The following is a 17,438-nucleotide window of genomic DNA, read 5'->3' as shown; positions in this document are numbered from 1 at the left end:
TTACTCTTAAAGCTCAGCTTCAAACGCTGTAATGCCTGCGCTAAAGCGTTCTATCAGTCATCAATTTCAGGCTGAGTAATGATTAATGGTGGAGCTAACGGGATAATGTTAATGCCGTTCCCTCCAGAGGTTCGAACGAGCAGGCCTCGATCGAAGCAATGTTGGTACAATTTCTCAGCTGCATTATCTTGAGGGTCAAAGCGCTCAAATGACTTCGAATCTTTGAACAGTTCAATTGAACGTAGAAGACCCATCCCTCTCGTAAGACCGACAGATGTATGTTTAGTGACTAATTCTTCTAAACGATCACCGAAATACTCGCCCATCTCTTTCGCACGATCAACAAGTCCGTCGCGTTCAATAATTTCGATGTTTTTAAGGCCTACTGCACAAGCCATTGCATGACCGCTATACGTAAATCCATGTGCCAGTACGCCATCAAAATCATTAATCACTTTGCGAATTTTGTCGTGAATTAAGACACCACCAAGCTGAGCATAACCGCTTGTAATGCCTTTAGCAACTGACATGAAATCAGGAACAACATCCCAATGCTCGACAGCAAACATGCTTCCAGTACGTCCGAAACCACAAATCACTTCATCGGCAATAAAATGAATATCAAACTCATTACAAAGCTTACGCACTGCTTCCAAATAACCAGAAGGTGGCACGTAAATACCTCCAGCACCTTGGATCGGTTCAATAATTACGGCAGCAACGGTGTCTTTTCCTTCACGTTCGATAACACCTCGAATGCTTCGCTCATAATGATCCGCATCTTTGTTGCCTCGCTCACAATCCGTAAGGTGTGGCACTGCATGATACACATCATTCATGTGAGACCCTGAAAATGCATGAAACGCAGGTAAATGCGTCGCCGACTGCGCACCAATCGTCACACCATGATAGGAGCGTTCTAAGGCGATTATTTTTTTCTTTTCTGGTTTGCCAACTTGTTCCCAGTAGAAACGGGAAAGTTTAAATGCTGTATCATTTGATTCTGAGCCCCCAGAAGTAAAGAACACCGAATTTAATCCGTTTGGTGCAACTTCTGCTAACTTCTCAGAAAGGTTAATTGCTGAAGGATTTGAGTAACCTTTGAACGATGATGTATAAGCGAGTGTTTCCATTTGTTCAAAAGCTGTTTGTGCCAATTCCTTATTCCCATGTCCAACGTTAACATTCCACAAGCTTGAAAGCCCGTCGATGTAACGCTTGCCTTCAATATCCTCAAGGTAAATGCCTTGACCACGACGCAAAACAATCGATGCCCCAGATTTCGCTTGTTGTTTCGGATTCGAAGTCGGATGTAGAAAATGCTTTTGATCTTTCTTCAACAAATCTTTGTCAGTGTGCAATGCTTTATGCGCCATTCCCCAATCACTCCCAAAGTTACGAAAAGTAAGATTATTTTAATCATCTTTATTAGTTTATCATCCTTTTTACCGTAAGGATAGTGTTGTTAACGCTTTCAATAAAGATAACAACTACACGAATCATGTAGTCGTTAGGCAATTGGTGTAGCTTCCTGTCGAATTGATGTTGCATGATCTTGCCAACCTGCCACTTGCTTTCGCCAAAAAAATAATGACGATTGCATAACTGGACCAATTAGAAAGACCGACAAAAATGTACCGAATGCAACAGGTCCACCAATTAACCAACCGAGAAGGAGGGCACAACCTTCCAATATTGTTCGTACGGAGCGGATCGACCAACCTGAACGTTTCGCAACCGCTAGCGTCACACCGTCACGAGGACCCGCACCAAGACGCGTTGACACATACATTCCTGATCCTAGCCCGATCAACACAATACCGATAAATAACAAAATGACAAGCTGCCAAGTTGCACTCATCCACTCAGCAATTGGCAATAACAGCCACATATCAAGAAAAAGTCCGACTAGAATAATATTTAAAATACTTCCGACTTGTGGCCACTCCCGTTCCATCCAACAAGCAATCGCAATCATAATAATTCCAATGATTTGAACCCAAGCACCAATACTAAGTGGCGTTAAGTTCGTAAGTCCAATGTGTAACACGTCCCACGTAGCTGTCCCCATGGATGATTGGATCATCAAACTGCCTCCAAGTGCCATCACAAGTAGCCCTGCCAAAAATAAACCGAGACGTTTAAAAAAATATGTTCTCCCATACATCGAATAATCTGCGATGAGTTTCCCCATAACTAATCCTTCTTTCTCTCTTCCCCTTGCTATAAAACAAAAATAAAATAACTCTCCAAAAGAGAGCTATCCGTTCAAAAAACCTTCTTGCAATCAAAACACTCAGTCATTCTATTTATTAGTATACGCCTCATTGTAGTAATCTTCAATACGGGTATTCCATCACAGTTGCGACAAAAGATTCCTAAAAGGAATCTTTTGTAATGACCAGGTAAACCAAAATGATTTTTATACGTAATACAACACCGCAACACAGAGAAAAACAATCGGCAACGCTGGCAGTAAATTCGCAACCTTAATATGAAGTAAACCTAGAATTCTAAGCCCGATTGCAATAATCATAATGCCGCCAACAGCCGTCATTTCAAGAATAAAATGATCAAGCATTTCAGCAGGAACGACACGATCAATTTGACCGGCTAACAATGCAATCCCCCCCTGATACATGACAACCGGCACGAGTGAGAAGAGGACACCGATCCCAAAGATTGAAGAAAAGAGCACCGCTGTAAAACCATCTAGCATCGCCTTTGTATAAAGTAAACTATGATCTAAGCGCAATCCACTATCGAGTGCCCCAAGAACGGCCATGGCTCCAACGACGTAGACGAGAGATGCAGTTACAAATCCTTTAGCAAACTGTGACTCCCCGCCTTTTGGACCGACTTTTCGTTCAATCCAATCTCCAGCATCATTGAGACGTTGCTCAATCTGCCACCACTCCCCTAATATTGCACCGATGACTAAGCAACCGACCGTAATTAGAAATTGCTCGCCTTCAAGAGCCATCGAAATGCCAAGTATAACAATGGCCAAACCGAGCGCTTGCATGACAATTGTCTTCATGCGCTCTGGGATTTTCTTTAACATTAACCCGATTAGTGAACCGACTAAGATGGCTGCACCGTTTACTAACGTCCCAATAAGTACCATACTCTGTTCTCCATTCTAAAAAAAAAAAGAAACCATCGAGATCGATGGCTAATCAGTTTCCTCACCGAGTAACGAAAGAATTCTCGACAAATCATCGTCAGTGAGAAATTCGATTTCTATTTTTCCTTTATGTTTCCCCTTTTTAATCGAAACAGACGTTCCAAAGTACGTTTGTAACTCACGTTCCGTTTTCTCAATATGAAACGGCTTCTTTTGTTCTTTTTCAGGGGATTTATTTATCGTACCACGTTCGTTAAATTCTTGAACAAGCTTTTCCGTATTTCGAACATTTAACTCATCTCGTATAACGATCGCTGCCGCTTCTTGAATGTGCTCTTTAAGATTCATTCCGAGCAAAGCTCGACCATGTCCCATGGAAAGCTTACGTTCACGTATGAGTTCTTGCACACCATTTGGAAGTTGAAGCAAGCGCATATGGTTCGCAATGTAAGGACGACTTTTCCCGACTCTTTGCCCTAACTTCTCTTGCGTCATGCCAAGTTGCTCAATTAGCTTCTTATAAGCAATGGCTTCTTCTAAAGGATTAAGATCTTCTCGTTGTAAGTTCTCAATCAGCGCAATTTCCATCATGTCTTCATCGCTTAATTCCTTAACGATGACAGGAACATGTTGCATGTCCAAGCGTTTTGCCGCTCGAAATCGTCGTTCTCCTGCAACGATGTCATATCCTTTAATACCTTGTCGGACGATTAATGGTTGAACAATGCCATGCTCTCGAATCGATTGGGACAATTCTTCAATCGTTTCATCATGAAAAGACGACCGTGGTTGATAAGGGTTTGCTCGTAACTCCTTAATCGGTACACGTTGTACTTGTTCAAGATCGACGTCTTGTTCTTCATTCGGAAAAAGAGCCTGCAAACCTCGTCCCAAACCTTTAGGCACCTGTAACCACTTCCTTTGCAAGTTCTAAATAAACATCGGCTCCACGTGACTTCGGATCATATAATATAATTGGCATTCCGTGACTTGGTGCTTCGCCTAAGCGTACCGTTCTTGGCACAATCGTCTTAAACACCTTATCTTGAAAGTATTTCTTTACTTCTTCAATCACTTGTAAGCCAAGATTCGTTCTCGCATCAAGCATTGTTAGTAGTACGCCTTCAATTTCTAGTGAAGAATTTAAATGCTTTTGTACGAGACGTACCGTGTTTAATAACTGACTTAAACCTTCCAAAGCGTAGTACTCACACTGCACAGGAATAAGTACTGCATCAGCTGCGGTCAATGCGTTAATGGTTAATAATCCTAATGATGGTGGGCAATCAACAATAATATAATCAAATTGGTTCGCAATAGGAGCTAACCCCTTTTTCAAACGAACTTCTCGAGAAATTGTCGGAACAAGTTCAATTTCAGCGCCGGACAGCTGAATCGTTGCAGGAATAACGAATAAATTCTCAACGACTGTCGGGTGAATGAGCGTTTGTACATCATGATCGTCTACTAGTAAATTGTAGACACAATAATCAAGGTCGCCTTTTTCAATCCCAGTTCCACTCGTCGCATTTCCTTGAGGATCAATATCGACGAGAAGTACACGCTTTCCTATATAAGCAAGGCAAGCACTCAGATTAACCGAGCTTGTTGTCTTACCAACACCGCCTTGTTCGCAATCGCAATTACCTTCGCCAAACTGCCCACCACCCTCCACAAAAGAGATCATTTTCTTTTATTCTAGCATTGAACAAGAAAAGCGCAAGAAACCGAATAAAAAAGCAACCTACCATTACAGATAATGATAGATTACTTCTTGGGAATTCTGATCGTAAATTGATAATATTCATCGTGTTCCTCTTCGGAACTATCAACATTCATTCCTGATTTCTCAACCATTGAAAGTGACTCACGAATCGTATTCATAGCAATTCTCATGTCTTTAGGAAAATGTTGCTTTCGGGCGCGTTTTTTCTTAGGCTCGTCCGAAGGTTCTTTTGCTTCAAGTAACCGAACCGCTGCCTCTTCCGTTTGTTTCACATTGTAACCATGCTCCACAACTTCTTGAAGCAATTGTTCTTGAAGAACAGGATCTTCTTTTAAACGGATCAATGCCCGGGCATGGCGCTCACTAATCTGACGGTTTAATAGTGCTTGTTGTACAGATTCTGGCAACGACAACAGTCGCAATTTATTCGCAATCGTTGATTGACCTTTCCCTAATCGTTGGGCAAGGCTTTCTTGAGTAAGCGAATGCCAATCAATTAATTGTTTATATGCTCTCGCTTCTTCAATGACGGTTAATTCTTCACGCTGCAAGTTCTCAATTAAGGCAAGTGATGCCGTCTGTGCATCGTTAAACTCTTTAACGAGTGCCGGAATCTCGGTCCATTCTAATGATTGTACTGCACGCCAACGTCTTTCACCGGCAATGAGTTCAAACTTGCCCTCTCGCTCTCGCACAACAATTGGTTGCAAGATTCCATGGGTATGGATCGTTCTTGCAAGCTCTTCAATCTTCTCGTCAGAAAAAATCGTACGAGGTTGGAACGGATTCGGTACGATATCAGTGACTGGAATAAGACGGACCTCTTCATGGTGCCCTTTCTCATCCTTTATTTCTATTTCGCTGCTTTTAGACTCTTCACCAAAACCGAAAAAACGCTGAATAGAACTTTTCACCGTCTCCCCCCTCACGCTGTTCATCTCATTTCATTTTACCATGCAAACTCAAATTGTTCACACGTTTTGTGTCGAACTGATTACAATCCAAGAGGTTTTTTTGTAATTGTGCCGGCTTTACGCGGATAGGTTCTTGGAGTTACGTCTTTTTTTCCAACGACATATATTCTTCGTTCGCTAGATTCTGAAGGCAATTCAAAGTAATGGTGGTCCGTGACACTTCCTTGTAATAAACGAATCGCCTCTTGTGCTTCCTCAGCTTCTTCTTCACCACTTTTTCCTTTTAATGCAACCCAAACACCTTGTGGTTTAACGAAGGGTAGACAATATTCTGCAAGCACTGGCATCCGAGCAACTGCACGGGCAATTGCAACGTCATACTGGTCTCGATGGTTAACGTCTCTTGCACCATCTTCTGCCCTTGCGTGAACAAATGAAACACCGTCTATGTTCAATACGTCAGCTAAATGCTCTAGAAATTGGATACGCTTTTTAGACGAATCAAGTACAGTGAGCTTAATGTTTGGGTAAGCAATCTTTAAAGGCATCCCTGGAAATCCTGCTCCACCACCAACATCAATCATCGTTTCAACTTGGTCAAATTCATAACATTGACTTGCTAACAGTGAATCGTAAAAATGCTTTTCATAAATCTCATCTTTATCGGTAATTCGCGTTAAATTAACGTTTTTATTGTACTCGACGAGCTCATGAGCATAAGTTTCAAATTGCTGTTCTTGTTCTTTTGAAAGCGTCAGATTAAGTTCTTTCAACCATTTTTTCCACTGATTCATAAACATCCTCCTTTTTAGGCAAAACAGGCAGGCCGTTCAATACAGCCTGCCTCGTAATTACGACGTGCGCTTTTGCCTTCCTTGCTCTAAATAAACGAGTAAAATTGAAATATCAGCAGGGTTTACACCTGAAACACGAGACGCTTGACCGACTGATAATGGGCGTACTTCTTTAAGCTTTTGACGAGCTTCCATTGCAATCCCTTGAATGTCATCATAATCAATCCACTCAGGGATTCGCTTACGTTCCATCTTTTTAAGACGATCCACTTGTTCGAGTTGCTTCTTAATATAGCCTTCATACTTCGTTTGAATTTCTACTTGTTCTTTCACGTCTGCATCAAGAATTTCATCAACTCCGAGAATCGCTTCAATATCTTCATAAGCAAGTTGTGGTCGCTTCAACAGATGATCTGCAGATAATGCTTCTTTCATCGTTGTCGAACCTTTATTTTGAAGAACAACTTCAACTTTTTCACTCGGCTTAATAATCGTTTTTGACAGTCGTTTGCGTTCATTTGCAATCTGTTCTTTTTTGTTTTGTAGACGCTCAAAACGCTCATCGGAGATTAATCCAATTTCATGGCCAACATCTGTTAATCGTAAGTCAGCATTATCATGTCGTAGCAACAAACGATACTCTGCTCTTGACGTTAACAAACGGTATGGTTCATTCGTTCCTTTTGTAACGAGATCATCAATTAACACGCCAATATAGGCATCTGAGCGACCTAAAATAATTCCTTCTTTATCTTGCACACGTCTTGTTGCATTAATTCCTGCCATTAATCCTTGACCTGCAGCTTCTTCATAGCCAGATGTTCCGTTAATTTGACCCGCTGTAAACAGGCCACTAATTTTTTTCGTCTCAAGTGTTGGCCACAATTGTGTTGGGACAATTGCATCGTACTCAATTGCATATCCCGGTCGCATTAACCGCGCATTTTCAAGTCCCTTAATCGTCTTCAACATGTCATATTGCACATCTTCAGGTAACGATGTTGATAACCCTTGTACATAGACTTCATTCGTATTCCTGCCTTCTGGCTCTAAAAAGATTTGATGCTTATCTTTATCATGGAAACGAACGATCTTATCTTCAATGGATGGACAATATCTTGGTCCTGTCCCTTCAATCATTCCTGAGTACATCGGTGAACGAGTCAGGTTGTCATTAATTAATCCGTGCGTCGTTAAGTTCGTATACGTAAGCCAACAAGGCAATTGATCGGTAATATACTTTGTCGTCTCATACGAAAATGCCCGTGGAACATTATCTCCAGGTTGAATCTCAGTCATCGAGTAATCAATCGTATCACCGTTGATTCGTGGTGGCGTCCCCGTCTTAAATCGAACCATATCAAACCCTAGTTCCTGCAAGTGATAGGATAGTTGAATCGACGGTTGCATATTATTCGGTCCGCTTTCATACGCAAGGTCCCCGATAATGATTTTGCCTCGTAAATACGTTCCTGTCGTTACGATGACCGACTTCGCAAGGTAATGGGCGCCTGTGTTCGTGACGACCCCTTTACATTCACCATCTTCAACAATAAGACGCTCAACAAGCCCTTGACGGAGCGTTAAATTCTCTGTGTTTTCAAGAGTATTCTTCATTTCGTGCTGATACTCAAATTTATCTGCTTGTGCACGCAGAGCGCGTACGGCAGGACCCTTACCGGTATTTAACATTCTCATTTGAATGTGTGTTTTATCAATATTTCTAGCCATTTCACCACCGAGAGCATCAATCTCGCGAACGACGATGCCTTAGCAGGTCCTCCGACTGACGGGTTACATGGCATATAAGCGACTGCATCTAAGTTTAACGTTAACATTAATGTTGATGCACCCATTCGAGCAGCTGCAAGTCCAGCTTCAACGCCGGCATGCCCTGCACCAATGACAACAACATCATATTGTTGTTCAAAAGCCACTGATTTCTACCTCCTTATTTCCCCAAACAAAATTGTGAAAACAACTGATCAATTAATTGATCTGGCGCTGTCTCACCTACGATTTCACCGAGCTGTTCCCAAGCCCTTGTTACGTCAATTTGTACCATGTCTACAGGCATCATTGCTTCAGCTGCTGATTTGGCTTCTGCAATGGATGCTTTTGCTTGATTTAACAAAGCAATGTGCCGTGTATTTGAAACATAATTCATCTCAACGGCCTCGACACCTTCATGGAAAAAGCGTTGACTGATCGCTTGTTCTAGCTCATTAATTCCTTCTTCTTGAAGAAATGATGTCGTAATAACGGGTACGTCACCAATCCATTCTGTCAGTTGCTCTCGGTCAAGACGGCGTTCCAAATCCATTTTATTAAGAACGACAATCGTCTCAAATCCACGACTCGCTTCAATTAATGCTTGATCTTCTTTCGTTAGCGGTTCATTTGCATTAAACACAAGTAAAATTAACTCTGCATCTTGCAACGCCTGACGTGAACGTTCCACACCAATACGTTCAACAACATCTTCTGTCTCTCTAATTCCTGCTGTATCGATTAAACGTAACGGCACACCGTTTACGTTGACATACTCTTCAAGCACATCCCGAGTCGTTCCTGGAATATCTGTTACAATTGCCCTTGCATCTTGGACGAGAGTATTTAAAAGGGAGGACTTCCCGACATTTGGACGGCCAATAATTGCCGTTGCGAGACCTTCACGTAGTATTCTCCCTTGTTTTGCGGTTTGCAACAGCTCATCAATCTCACGATCAACAGCATGAATTTGTTCAAGCAAATGTTGTAATGTCACTGCATCCGCGTCATATTCTGGATAGTCGATGTTCACTTCAACACTTGCAATTCCTTCTAACAGTTGTTGTCGTAGGCGTTTAATCTGACCGGCTAAACGTCCTTCGACTTGTTTCATCGCGACATTCATCGCTCGGTCTGTTTTAGCACGAATCATGTCCATAACGCCTTCTGCTTGTGACAAATCGATGCGCCCATTTAAAAACGCTCGCTTCGTAAATTCACCAGGCTCAGCTAATCTCGCTCCTTGGCTTAAAACGAGCTGTAATATACGATCTGCGGATACGACTCCGCCGTGTACGTTAATTTCAATCATATCTTCACGAGTAAAAGTTCGCGGTGCACGAAGAACGCTCACCATTACTTCCTCGATTTTTACGTCTTGTTCTGGTTGGTAAAGGTGACCATAATGAATTGTATGAGATTCAACTGCTTGTAACTTGTTTTTCCCACGATACAAACGATCGCCAATCTCTACTGCTTGATCACCACTAACTCGAATAATTGCAATTGCACCTTCACCAGGAGGCGTTGATATTGCTGCAATTGTATCAAATTCCATCCATTCCACCTCCGTGAAAAAATAGTTATTCACATCTCCTAAGGATACCATAGGAGCGCGTAAATCTCTATCCTTGTGTGGACAACTTTCCGATACGGAGTTATCCACATGTGGGGAATCCCTCCTGCTTGTTACAGTTATCCCCAAATAAAGGTTCTTGTCGAAATAGACCAACGACTTTCTTTAGGAATGTCACAAAATGTCTCAGTCAACAAAGGATTTGGAAGGGCAGTATGATTTGATCCGTCACTGCACCACTTTCAAGTACAAGTCATGTCAAAGAGTACCCCGATATGTGGTGTACTGGTGAGCAAATTCTAATGCTCAGTCGCAATGTAGTCTACTAGCAGCTATTGCGCTTCGTTTCACTGCCATAGATTATGCCCTCATGAACGTTTTCCTAAAGGCTGATTATTGTTTGCCGATTTCTTTAGTATTGACGAAATGTCAGAAGCTTTAGACGCTATAAATTCACTATAAAGCCCAATAATCGTGGAAAATGCAGCTTTTTATCGTTAAGTTTAAAATGATTCATTGATTTGCTGTTTTGATTACTCAATTCCAGATTCTAAGGCGAAACCGATCCATGTCCGTTGTATAACCATAAAAAAAGACCACACCGTTTGGTATGGTCTTTTAAACTAGCGAACTTTAGGCGCAATAATAACATGGCGATGAGGCTCTTTACCGTCTGAAGTGGTCTCAATCGCTCTGTCTTTTTGGAGCGTTTGGTGAATAAGCTTACGCTCTTTCGCTTGCATCGGCTCAAGAACAACTTTTCGTTTTGTTTTCTTCGCTTTGTGGGCAAGTCGTAATGCTAAGTTCTCTAACGTTTGTTGTCTACGTTCACGATAGTTCTCTGCATCAAGTGTTATTCTGACGTATTTCGATGAATGTCGATTTGCCGCTAAGTTCGTCAAATACTGTAATGATTCCAGTGTTTGGCCACGTTTTCCAATAATAACTCCAACATCTTTTCCTTGAATGTCAAAGGTCGCTTCTTGGCTTTTGTGTTTCTCGACAGTTACCGTCAATGTCACATTCATCGATTTAAGAACGTCTTCTAAAAACGTTTTGGCTTCTTTAAACGGATCCGGCTTTACAGTAATTTCTAGTATTGCCGGCTTACTAAAAAGACCTAAAAAACCTTTCGTCGGTGACTGGATCTCCACGTAATTAACTTGCTCACGATTAACGTCTAATTGTGTAAGCCCATTTTCTAACGCTTCTTCAATCGTTTTCCCTGACACCGAAATGGTTTTCACGATTTTTTAGCTCCTCCCGCTTTCTTTTCTTCTTTTTTCCTTTGCGCTGAAGGTCCTGTAATGAAATACGTCTGAACGATCATAAAGATGTTACCGACTACCCAGTACAATGCAAGAGCTGACGGGAAGAAGAAGGCAAAGACCCCGATCATGATTGGCATCATGTACAGCAAAATTTGCATTTGCGGGTTCATGTTATTAACCATCATCATCTTCTGTTGTAAGAATGTCGTAATTGCAGCGATAATCGGTAGAATAAAGTCTGGCTCACCGAGTTGGAACCAAAGAAAATCGTGCAAACGAATTTCATGTGTACGCATGATCGCGTGATAAAAAGCAATCAGAATCGGCATTTGTATAAATAGAGGCAAACAACCTGCTAACGGGTTGATGCTGTTCTCTGTAAACAAATTCATCGTTTCTTGTTGCAGTTTTTGTTGGGTCTTTTGGTCTTTCGCACTGTATTTCTCTCTTAGCTTCAGCAATTCAGGTTGAATTTCCTGCATTGCCTTCGTACTTTTTGTTTGTTTAATCATGAGTGGCAAGATTAACAAGCGTAAAATTAATGTAACGACGATAATCGCTAAACCGTAATTCTCACCAGTCGCCCCTGCAATGTTTATGATGAGCCAATAGAGGGGAAATACGAAAAATGTGTCCCAAATTCCATCTGGATTTCCGTCCATCGGCTGGTCAAGGCTAAAACAACCCGTCATTAGAGCTGTAACCGCAATCAACATTGCTGCCAGCGTCAATTTCTTTCGCACCGTGCACATCCTCCTTGCTAAATACTCTATCTCTTAAGATATAAATAAATCTTCGTACTTGCAATGGTGTTAACTGTTTCTCCACACATTTGCTCTTTTTAGCACGTGGATTAAACTTTTTTCTGCGCTGATAAAGTCTGAATCAAGCAAAGCTTTTCGAGCAATAATGACATAATCTTTATCTTGGGAAATCTTTGTTGTATTCAAGCGGATCAGTTCTCGCATCTGTCTTTTTAGACGATTCCTCGTTACCGCATTGCCTACTTTTTTTCCAACCGTAAATCCAACTCGGAAATGTTCCTGTTCTGGCTTGTCTAATACGTAAACGACAAATTGACGGTTTGCTGATGTTTTCCCTTGTTTAAAGATCATCGCGAACTCGTCGCGGTCTTTGATTCGATAAGCTTTTTTCATAACGATCACAAAACCTCTTTATCAGTTTGATCCTAATCTATGTAATTTGAGAAGCCCTTTCTTCAAATGAGAAAAAAGACCACTGAAATCCAGTGGCCTTATGCGGAAAGAACTTTGCGTCCCTTTTGACGTCTACGCTTAAGAACGAGACGACCGTTTTTCGTGCTCATGCGAGAACGAAAACCGTGAACTTTCTTCCGCTTACGATTATTCGGTTGAAATGTTTTCTTTGACATCGTAAGCCACCTCCTCAAAATCAAATCCTTATTCAGGCATTCTAAAAAAGTATACAGACATACAGACGAATATGTCAAGCTCCGCAAAAATCCTTCTTTTTTTATTCTCGAAGCATTCGTTTTGTGCTCGTTTGCAGATTTCTGTTATCCACAGCCCTAAAAAATAACTTCGACAACACGTTGGTTTTTTCGACAATGTTACTGACAGCTTTTCCACATATACCACTCTGTGGACAACAGCTTGTGCACTTCATTTCTATTTTTGTGGATAACCTTTCTACTCACCGTTGCTACGCTTGTTTTTTTTTGATATGATTAACATGTTTTCTTGAAAAGTCCGGAAACGAAATATGCTCCATCCACAGCCTGTGTATAACTGTGTGGATAACATTCCACAGCCTTGAACAACTTTATGCACATCTTTGTGAAGGGTGTTGATAATTGTTGTAAAAGCTGTTATCTTCATTCATCTAGACCTGTGGATGAATGATACATGATTGACGTTATTTTTATGCTTCCTTCGCCTCATCTACTTTGTTTGTCGTGGGAAGCTTTTTTATTATAGTGGGGTTCGCAGTGAACGTACGTAAGGGAGGGGACGGTTAACATTGGAGCAACTGGCAGACCTATGGGAAAAAACGTTACAAACGGTTAAAGAACGTGTAAGTAAACCAAGCTATGAGACGTGGTTAAAAGCCACAGAGCCAATGCGTTTAGAAAACGATACACTCTTAATTGCAGCTCCAAATGAGTTTGCAAAAGATTGGTTGGAAGATCGGTATTCCGACATTATTGCCAATACGGTTGAAGAAATTACGGGGACTTCGTATAGTGTTAAATTTGTGATTCCAAGTGAACAAGTTTATGAAGATTCGACACCTAAAGAGCAAGAAACAAAGCAACCATCTGTGAAACAAACTGAACAAAATGATTCTAAACAAATGGTTCGAGAAGATGCGCCTTTAAATGAGAAATATACATTTAATACGTTTGTTATCGGTTCAGGGAACCGTTTTGCTCATGCAGCATCGTTAGCTGTTGCAGAAGCACCTGCAAAAGCTTATAACCCTCTGTTTATTTACGGGGGAGTAGGTCTTGGAAAGACCCACTTAATGCATGCAATTGGTCATTACGTTATTGAGCACAACCCAGGCGCACGAGTCGTTTATTTGTCATCTGAAAAATTTACGAATGAGTTCATTAATGCCATTCGTGACAATCGCGGTGACAACTTTCGAAATAAATATCGAAATGTCGATGTCTTACTGATCGATGATATTCAATTTTTAGCTGGAAAAGAACAGACTCAAGAAGAATTTTTCCATACGTTCAATGCTTTGCATGAGGATTCTAAGCAAATTGTTATCTCAAGTGATCGACCTCCAAAAGAAATTCCAACACTTGAAGACCGTCTGCGATCACGATTTGAATGGGGATTAATTACGGACATTACTCCACCAGATTTAGAAACTCGAATCGCAATTCTTCGTAAAAAAGCAAAAGCAGATATGTTAGATATTCCTAATGAAGTTATGCTTTACATTGCGAATCAAATTGATACGAACATCCGGGAATTAGAAGGGGCCCTCATACGGGTAGTCGCGTATTCATCGCTCATTAATGAAGATATGAATGCAGACTTAGCAGCGGAAGCTTTAAAAGACATCATCCCAAGCGCAAAACCTCGAATGATCGGCATTGAAGATATCCAATCTCATGTCGCAGCTTATTTTCAACTTAAAGTTGAAGAGCTTAAAGCGAAGAAACGAACCAAATCGATTGCTCATGCTAGACAAATCGCGATGTATTTGTCTCGAGAAATGACCGACTCATCTTTACCTAAAATCGGTGAGAAATTTGGGGGCCGTGATCATACAACAGTCATTCATGCTCATGAAAAAATATCAAAACTCTTCGCGAATGATACGCAAGTACAAGCTCAGATTAATGAACTGACCGACAAATTAAAACAATAGCTGTGTATAACTGCGTGTTTAACATCCCATTTATTCACATGCTTATCCACATGTGCAAAACCTAGTAACTCCAAAGGCTTTATTGATTTATCCACATTATACACACCCTATACTACTACTACGAACTTTTATTTATAATTACTAAATTAGAATTCATGATAAAAAGGAAGGAGCAGCGTAAGCGATGCTGCTTTTTTCTTCTACACAGGAGGAACCCCTTCATGCATATCTCAATTGAAACAGATAAATTTGTAACTGCGGTTCAATATGTAAGTAAAGCCGTCTCTTCGAGGACCACAATTCCAATTTTGACAGGGATTAAAATCGTTGCTACTCAAGAGGGCGTTACATTAACAGGTAGTGATTCTGATATCTCGATTGAAACGTTTATTCCACTTGGGAATGAAGAACGTGAATTTATGACAGTTTTCGAAGAAGGACAACTCGTACTTCAAGAACGATATTTTACAGATATCGTCAAAAAAATGCCTGGTGAAACCTTAACAATTCAACGTGACGGACAGATGGCAGCTACAATTGAGTCTGATACAGTCGTTTTTAATTTAAATGGGTACGATCCAGATGATTATCCAAAGCTCCCTGAACTTCCTGAAGAGGATCAGTTAATTCTTCCACAACATTTACTTAAAGATATGATCCGTCAAACGGTTTTTGCTGTATCAAACCAAGAAACGAGACCTGTTTTAACAGGAGTAAACTTTGATGTTGAGCACTTAAAACTAACAGCAACAGCAACAGACAGTCATCGTTTGGCGCTTAGAAGTGCAACCTTTGATGGGGATGAAGAACTTTCATTTACGAATATTATTATTCCAGGTAAGAGTCTTGTAGAACTAAGTCGAATTCTTAAAGATGACGAGACACCGGTAACAATCGTCATAACGAGTACTCAAGTTTTATTTAAGATGGAAAACCTTTTGTTCTTCTCTAGACTACTTGATGGGAAGTTCCCGTTAACAAACAACATGATTCCTACGAATGGTAAAACAACGATGGAGTTATCCACAAAAAAATTAAATCAAGCGCTCGATCGTGCAATGTTGCTGTCACGAGAAGCAAAAAACAACGTCATTCACATGAAAGCATCCACAGGTGGACAAGTTGAAATTACGTCCGTGTCCGCTGAGGCTGGAAAAGTACAAGAGCAATTACATGCGAATCATTTTGAAGGCGAAGAACTACGAATTGCCTTTAACGGAAAAAATATCTCCGATGCGTTAAAAGTCATCGACAGCGAAACAATCTCGATTATGTTCACAGGTTCAATGAGTCCATTTGTTGTCAGACCAACCGATCATGATCAAATGACGCACTTGTTTTCTCCTGTACGAACAAACTAGGAAAAGCTCTACAAGGACATTTTGTTCTTGAGAGCTTCTCTTTTTTTAATAAGACTATTCGTTGTACTTGAACGGATTGGCGCTAGACGTTTTTTTCTAGTAAAATAAAGAGAGGAATGAAATGTTCGTAGAGAGGAAGTTATGTGGGAGTGTTCATATTATGAAAGAAATCGTGAAGATATCGACAGAATTTATCACATTGGGCCAATTGCTAAAGGTGACTACTATTGCAAGTACGGGCGGCATGGTGAAAATGATCCTAGCTGAATACGACGTGTTTGTTAATGGAGAACTGGAATCTCGAAGAGGAAAGAAGCTTTATGATGGCGACGTGATCGAAGTAGAGGAAGTTGGCCAGTTTCAAATTGAACACGACCATAACACCGAGTAAAAGGGGCGATGAAGATTGCACGTTCAAAAGCTCTCTTTGAATGGGTATCGAAATCTTGAACCGTTAACGCTCACTTTTGATAACAGCGTCATACTTTTTCTCGGCGAGAATGCTCAAGGGAAAACGAACTTGATCGAATCGCTGTATATGCTCGGTTTTGCTAAGTCTCATCGAACATCCAAAGATCGTGAACTCATTGCATGGGGAGAAGAACATGCACGCATTCATGGAGAAATTGAAAAGCGTACAAGTTCGTTAACGTTAGACGTTCAATTTGCAAAGCAAGGCAGTAAACGAGCAAAGCTTAATGGCCTTGAGCAAGAACGGATTAGTCAATATATCGGTGCTCTTAATGTCGTTTTATTTGCTCCAGAAGATTTAAACCTCGTAAAAGGCGGTCCAAAAGAGCGTAGACGGTTTATCGACATGGAAATTGGGCAGATTAGTAATGTTTACCTACATGATCTTTCCCAATACTATAAAACACTCAAACAACGAAATCAGTTGCTGAAAGATTATTGGTCAAAAAAAGACCCAATAATGCTTGAAGTTTTAACAGAGCAATTGATTGCAGCAGCTGCAAAAGTAGTGTCTAGACGTTTTGTATTTTTAGATAAACTACAATCATGGGCAGCACCTATACATGAACAGATTAGTCGAGGTCTTGAAGATCTACGGCTCGACTATGTTTCTACTGCTGAGGTATCTCAAACCTCAGATTTGTCGACAATAGAAGAAAGATACAGAGAAGCTTTTCATAAAAAAGAAGAGCAAGAAATTCGCAGAGGTCTTAGTTTAGTCGGTCCCCATCGTGAGGACTTTGCTATTTTTGTTAATGAACGAGAAATTCAAGTGTATGGTTCTCAAGGACAGCAGCGAACAGCTGCTTTATCTTTGAAACTGGCAGAGATTGATTTAATTACAGAGGCAACGGCTGATCCACCGATCTTACTACTTGATGATGTATTGTCAGAGTTGGACGATTTTCGCCAATCGCATTTATTAAACGCGATTCAAGGTAAAGTTCAGACCTTTGTTACGACAACAAACGTTTCCGGAATTGAACACGAGACGCTAAATCAGGCAAAACGATTCTACGTAAACAGTGGAAAAGTGCGAACAGAACCATAACGGTAGTT

The 17,438-nt window shown here is 40.8% G+C and carries 16 protein-coding genes and 1 pseudogene; 4 read left to right on the top strand and 13 right to left on the bottom strand.

The genetic code is table 11. From position 1 onward, the window contains the following. Positions 1–53: 53 nt before the first annotated feature. From JCM19038_RS03005 to rpmH, 13 genes and pseudogenes are all read right to left on the bottom strand, one after another. Complete coding sequence (locus JCM19038_RS03005) at positions 54–1,376, bottom strand: aspartate aminotransferase family protein (protein ID WP_042414460.1); 1,323 nt, start codon at positions 1,374–1,376, stop codon at positions 54–56. A 134-nt stretch (positions 1,377–1,510) separates the two neighbouring features. Beyond that, the gene (locus JCM19038_RS03000; RefSeq protein ID WP_238554260.1) at positions 1,511–2,194 is read right to left on the bottom strand and encodes a YitT family protein; all 684 of its coding nucleotides are present in this window, start codon (positions 2,192–2,194) and stop codon (positions 1,511–1,513) included. 228 nt (positions 2,195–2,422) lie between these two features. After that, entirely contained in the window at positions 2,423–3,127 is a 705-nt protein-coding gene (locus tag JCM19038_RS02995; RefSeq protein ID WP_042414458.1) for a DUF554 domain-containing protein, read from the bottom strand. Between the two features lie 48 nt (positions 3,128–3,175). Then, the gene (locus JCM19038_RS02990) at positions 3,176–4,033 is read right to left on the bottom strand and encodes a ParB/RepB/Spo0J family partition protein (RefSeq protein ID WP_042414456.1); all 858 of its coding nucleotides are present in this window, start codon (positions 4,031–4,033) and stop codon (positions 3,176–3,178) included. Then, positions 4,026–4,814 carry a ParA family protein gene (locus JCM19038_RS02985; RefSeq protein WP_373902300.1) on the bottom strand — a complete coding sequence of 263 codons (789 nt, stop codon included), beginning with the start codon at positions 4,812–4,814 and terminating at the stop codon, positions 4,026–4,028. The genes JCM19038_RS02990 and JCM19038_RS02985 overlap by 8 nt, the downstream gene beginning before the upstream one ends. 80 nt (positions 4,815–4,894) lie before the next feature. Next, entirely contained in the window at positions 4,895–5,767 is an 873-nt protein-coding gene (gene noc / locus JCM19038_RS02980; protein WP_042414453.1) for a nucleoid occlusion protein, read from the bottom strand. A gap of 80 nt (positions 5,768–5,847) precedes the next feature. After that, positions 5,848–6,561, bottom strand: a complete 714-nt coding sequence (gene rsmG / locus JCM19038_RS02975) for a 16S rRNA (guanine(527)-N(7))-methyltransferase RsmG (protein ID WP_373902298.1) — start codon at positions 6,559–6,561, stop codon at positions 5,848–5,850. Between the two features lie 57 nt (positions 6,562–6,618). After that, a pseudogene (gene mnmG, locus JCM19038_RS02970) lies at positions 6,619–8,498 on the bottom strand (tRNA uridine-5-carboxymethylaminomethyl(34) synthesis enzyme MnmG). A gap of 14 nt (positions 8,499–8,512) precedes the next feature. Next, a complete protein-coding gene (gene mnmE, locus JCM19038_RS02965; RefSeq protein WP_042414448.1) occupies positions 8,513–9,889 on the bottom strand; it encodes a tRNA uridine-5-carboxymethylaminomethyl(34) synthesis GTPase MnmE in 1,377 nt (458 codons plus the stop codon). Positions 9,890–10,530: 641 nt separating this feature from the next. Continuing rightward, positions 10,531–11,154: an RNA-binding cell elongation regulator Jag/EloR gene (gene jag / locus JCM19038_RS02960; RefSeq protein WP_042358045.1), complete on the bottom strand. Its 624-nt coding sequence runs from the start codon at positions 11,152–11,154 to the stop codon at positions 10,531–10,533. Continuing rightward, the gene (gene spoIIIJ / locus JCM19038_RS02955; protein WP_042414445.1) at positions 11,151–11,921 is read right to left on the bottom strand and encodes a YidC family membrane integrase SpoIIIJ; all 771 of its coding nucleotides are present in this window, start codon (positions 11,919–11,921) and stop codon (positions 11,151–11,153) included. Before spoIIIJ ends, jag begins: the two co-directional genes overlap by 4 nt. Before the next feature lie 69 nt (positions 11,922–11,990). Next, positions 11,991–12,335 carry a ribonuclease P protein component gene (gene rnpA, locus JCM19038_RS02950; RefSeq protein WP_042415103.1) on the bottom strand — a complete coding sequence of 115 codons (345 nt, stop codon included), beginning with the start codon at positions 12,333–12,335 and terminating at the stop codon, positions 11,991–11,993. 98 nt (positions 12,336–12,433) lie between these two features. Next, the gene (gene rpmH, locus JCM19038_RS02945; protein WP_042358041.1) at positions 12,434–12,571 is read right to left on the bottom strand and encodes a 50S ribosomal protein L34; all 138 of its coding nucleotides are present in this window, start codon (positions 12,569–12,571) and stop codon (positions 12,434–12,436) included. A gap of 608 nt (positions 12,572–13,179) precedes the next feature. On the opposite strand from rpmH, the gene dnaA reads away from it, so the two are divergent. The 4 genes from dnaA to recF all read left to right on the top strand — a co-directional run bounded on the left by dnaA (position 13,180) and on the right by recF (position 17,430). Continuing rightward, a complete protein-coding gene (dnaA, locus tag JCM19038_RS02940) occupies positions 13,180–14,547 on the top strand; it encodes a chromosomal replication initiator protein DnaA (RefSeq protein WP_042414443.1) in 1,368 nt (455 codons plus the stop codon). A 221-nt stretch (positions 14,548–14,768) separates the two neighbouring features. Next, positions 14,769–15,908 (top strand): DNA polymerase III subunit beta, encoded by a 1,140-nt coding sequence (dnaN, locus tag JCM19038_RS02935; RefSeq protein WP_042414440.1) that lies wholly within the window; start codon positions 14,769–14,771, stop codon positions 15,906–15,908. Between the two features lie 160 nt (positions 15,909–16,068). Next, the gene (gene yaaA, locus JCM19038_RS02930) at positions 16,069–16,299 is read left to right on the top strand and encodes a S4 domain-containing protein YaaA (protein ID WP_042358313.1); all 231 of its coding nucleotides are present in this window, start codon (positions 16,069–16,071) and stop codon (positions 16,297–16,299) included. Between the two features lie 15 nt (positions 16,300–16,314). Next, positions 16,315–17,430 carry a DNA replication/repair protein RecF gene (gene recF / locus JCM19038_RS02925; RefSeq protein ID WP_042414437.1) on the top strand — a complete coding sequence of 372 codons (1,116 nt, stop codon included), beginning with the start codon at positions 16,315–16,317 and terminating at the stop codon, positions 17,428–17,430. Positions 17,431–17,438: the final 8 nt, after the last annotated feature.

This window comes from Geomicrobium sp. JCM 19038, assembly GCF_000698125.1.
Taxonomy (GTDB): Bacteria; Bacillota; Bacilli; order Bacillales; family Marinococcaceae; genus Geomicrobium_A.
The sequence above is the reverse complement of the archived record's forward strand: the minus strand, read 5'-3'. Positions and strand labels throughout refer to the sequence as shown.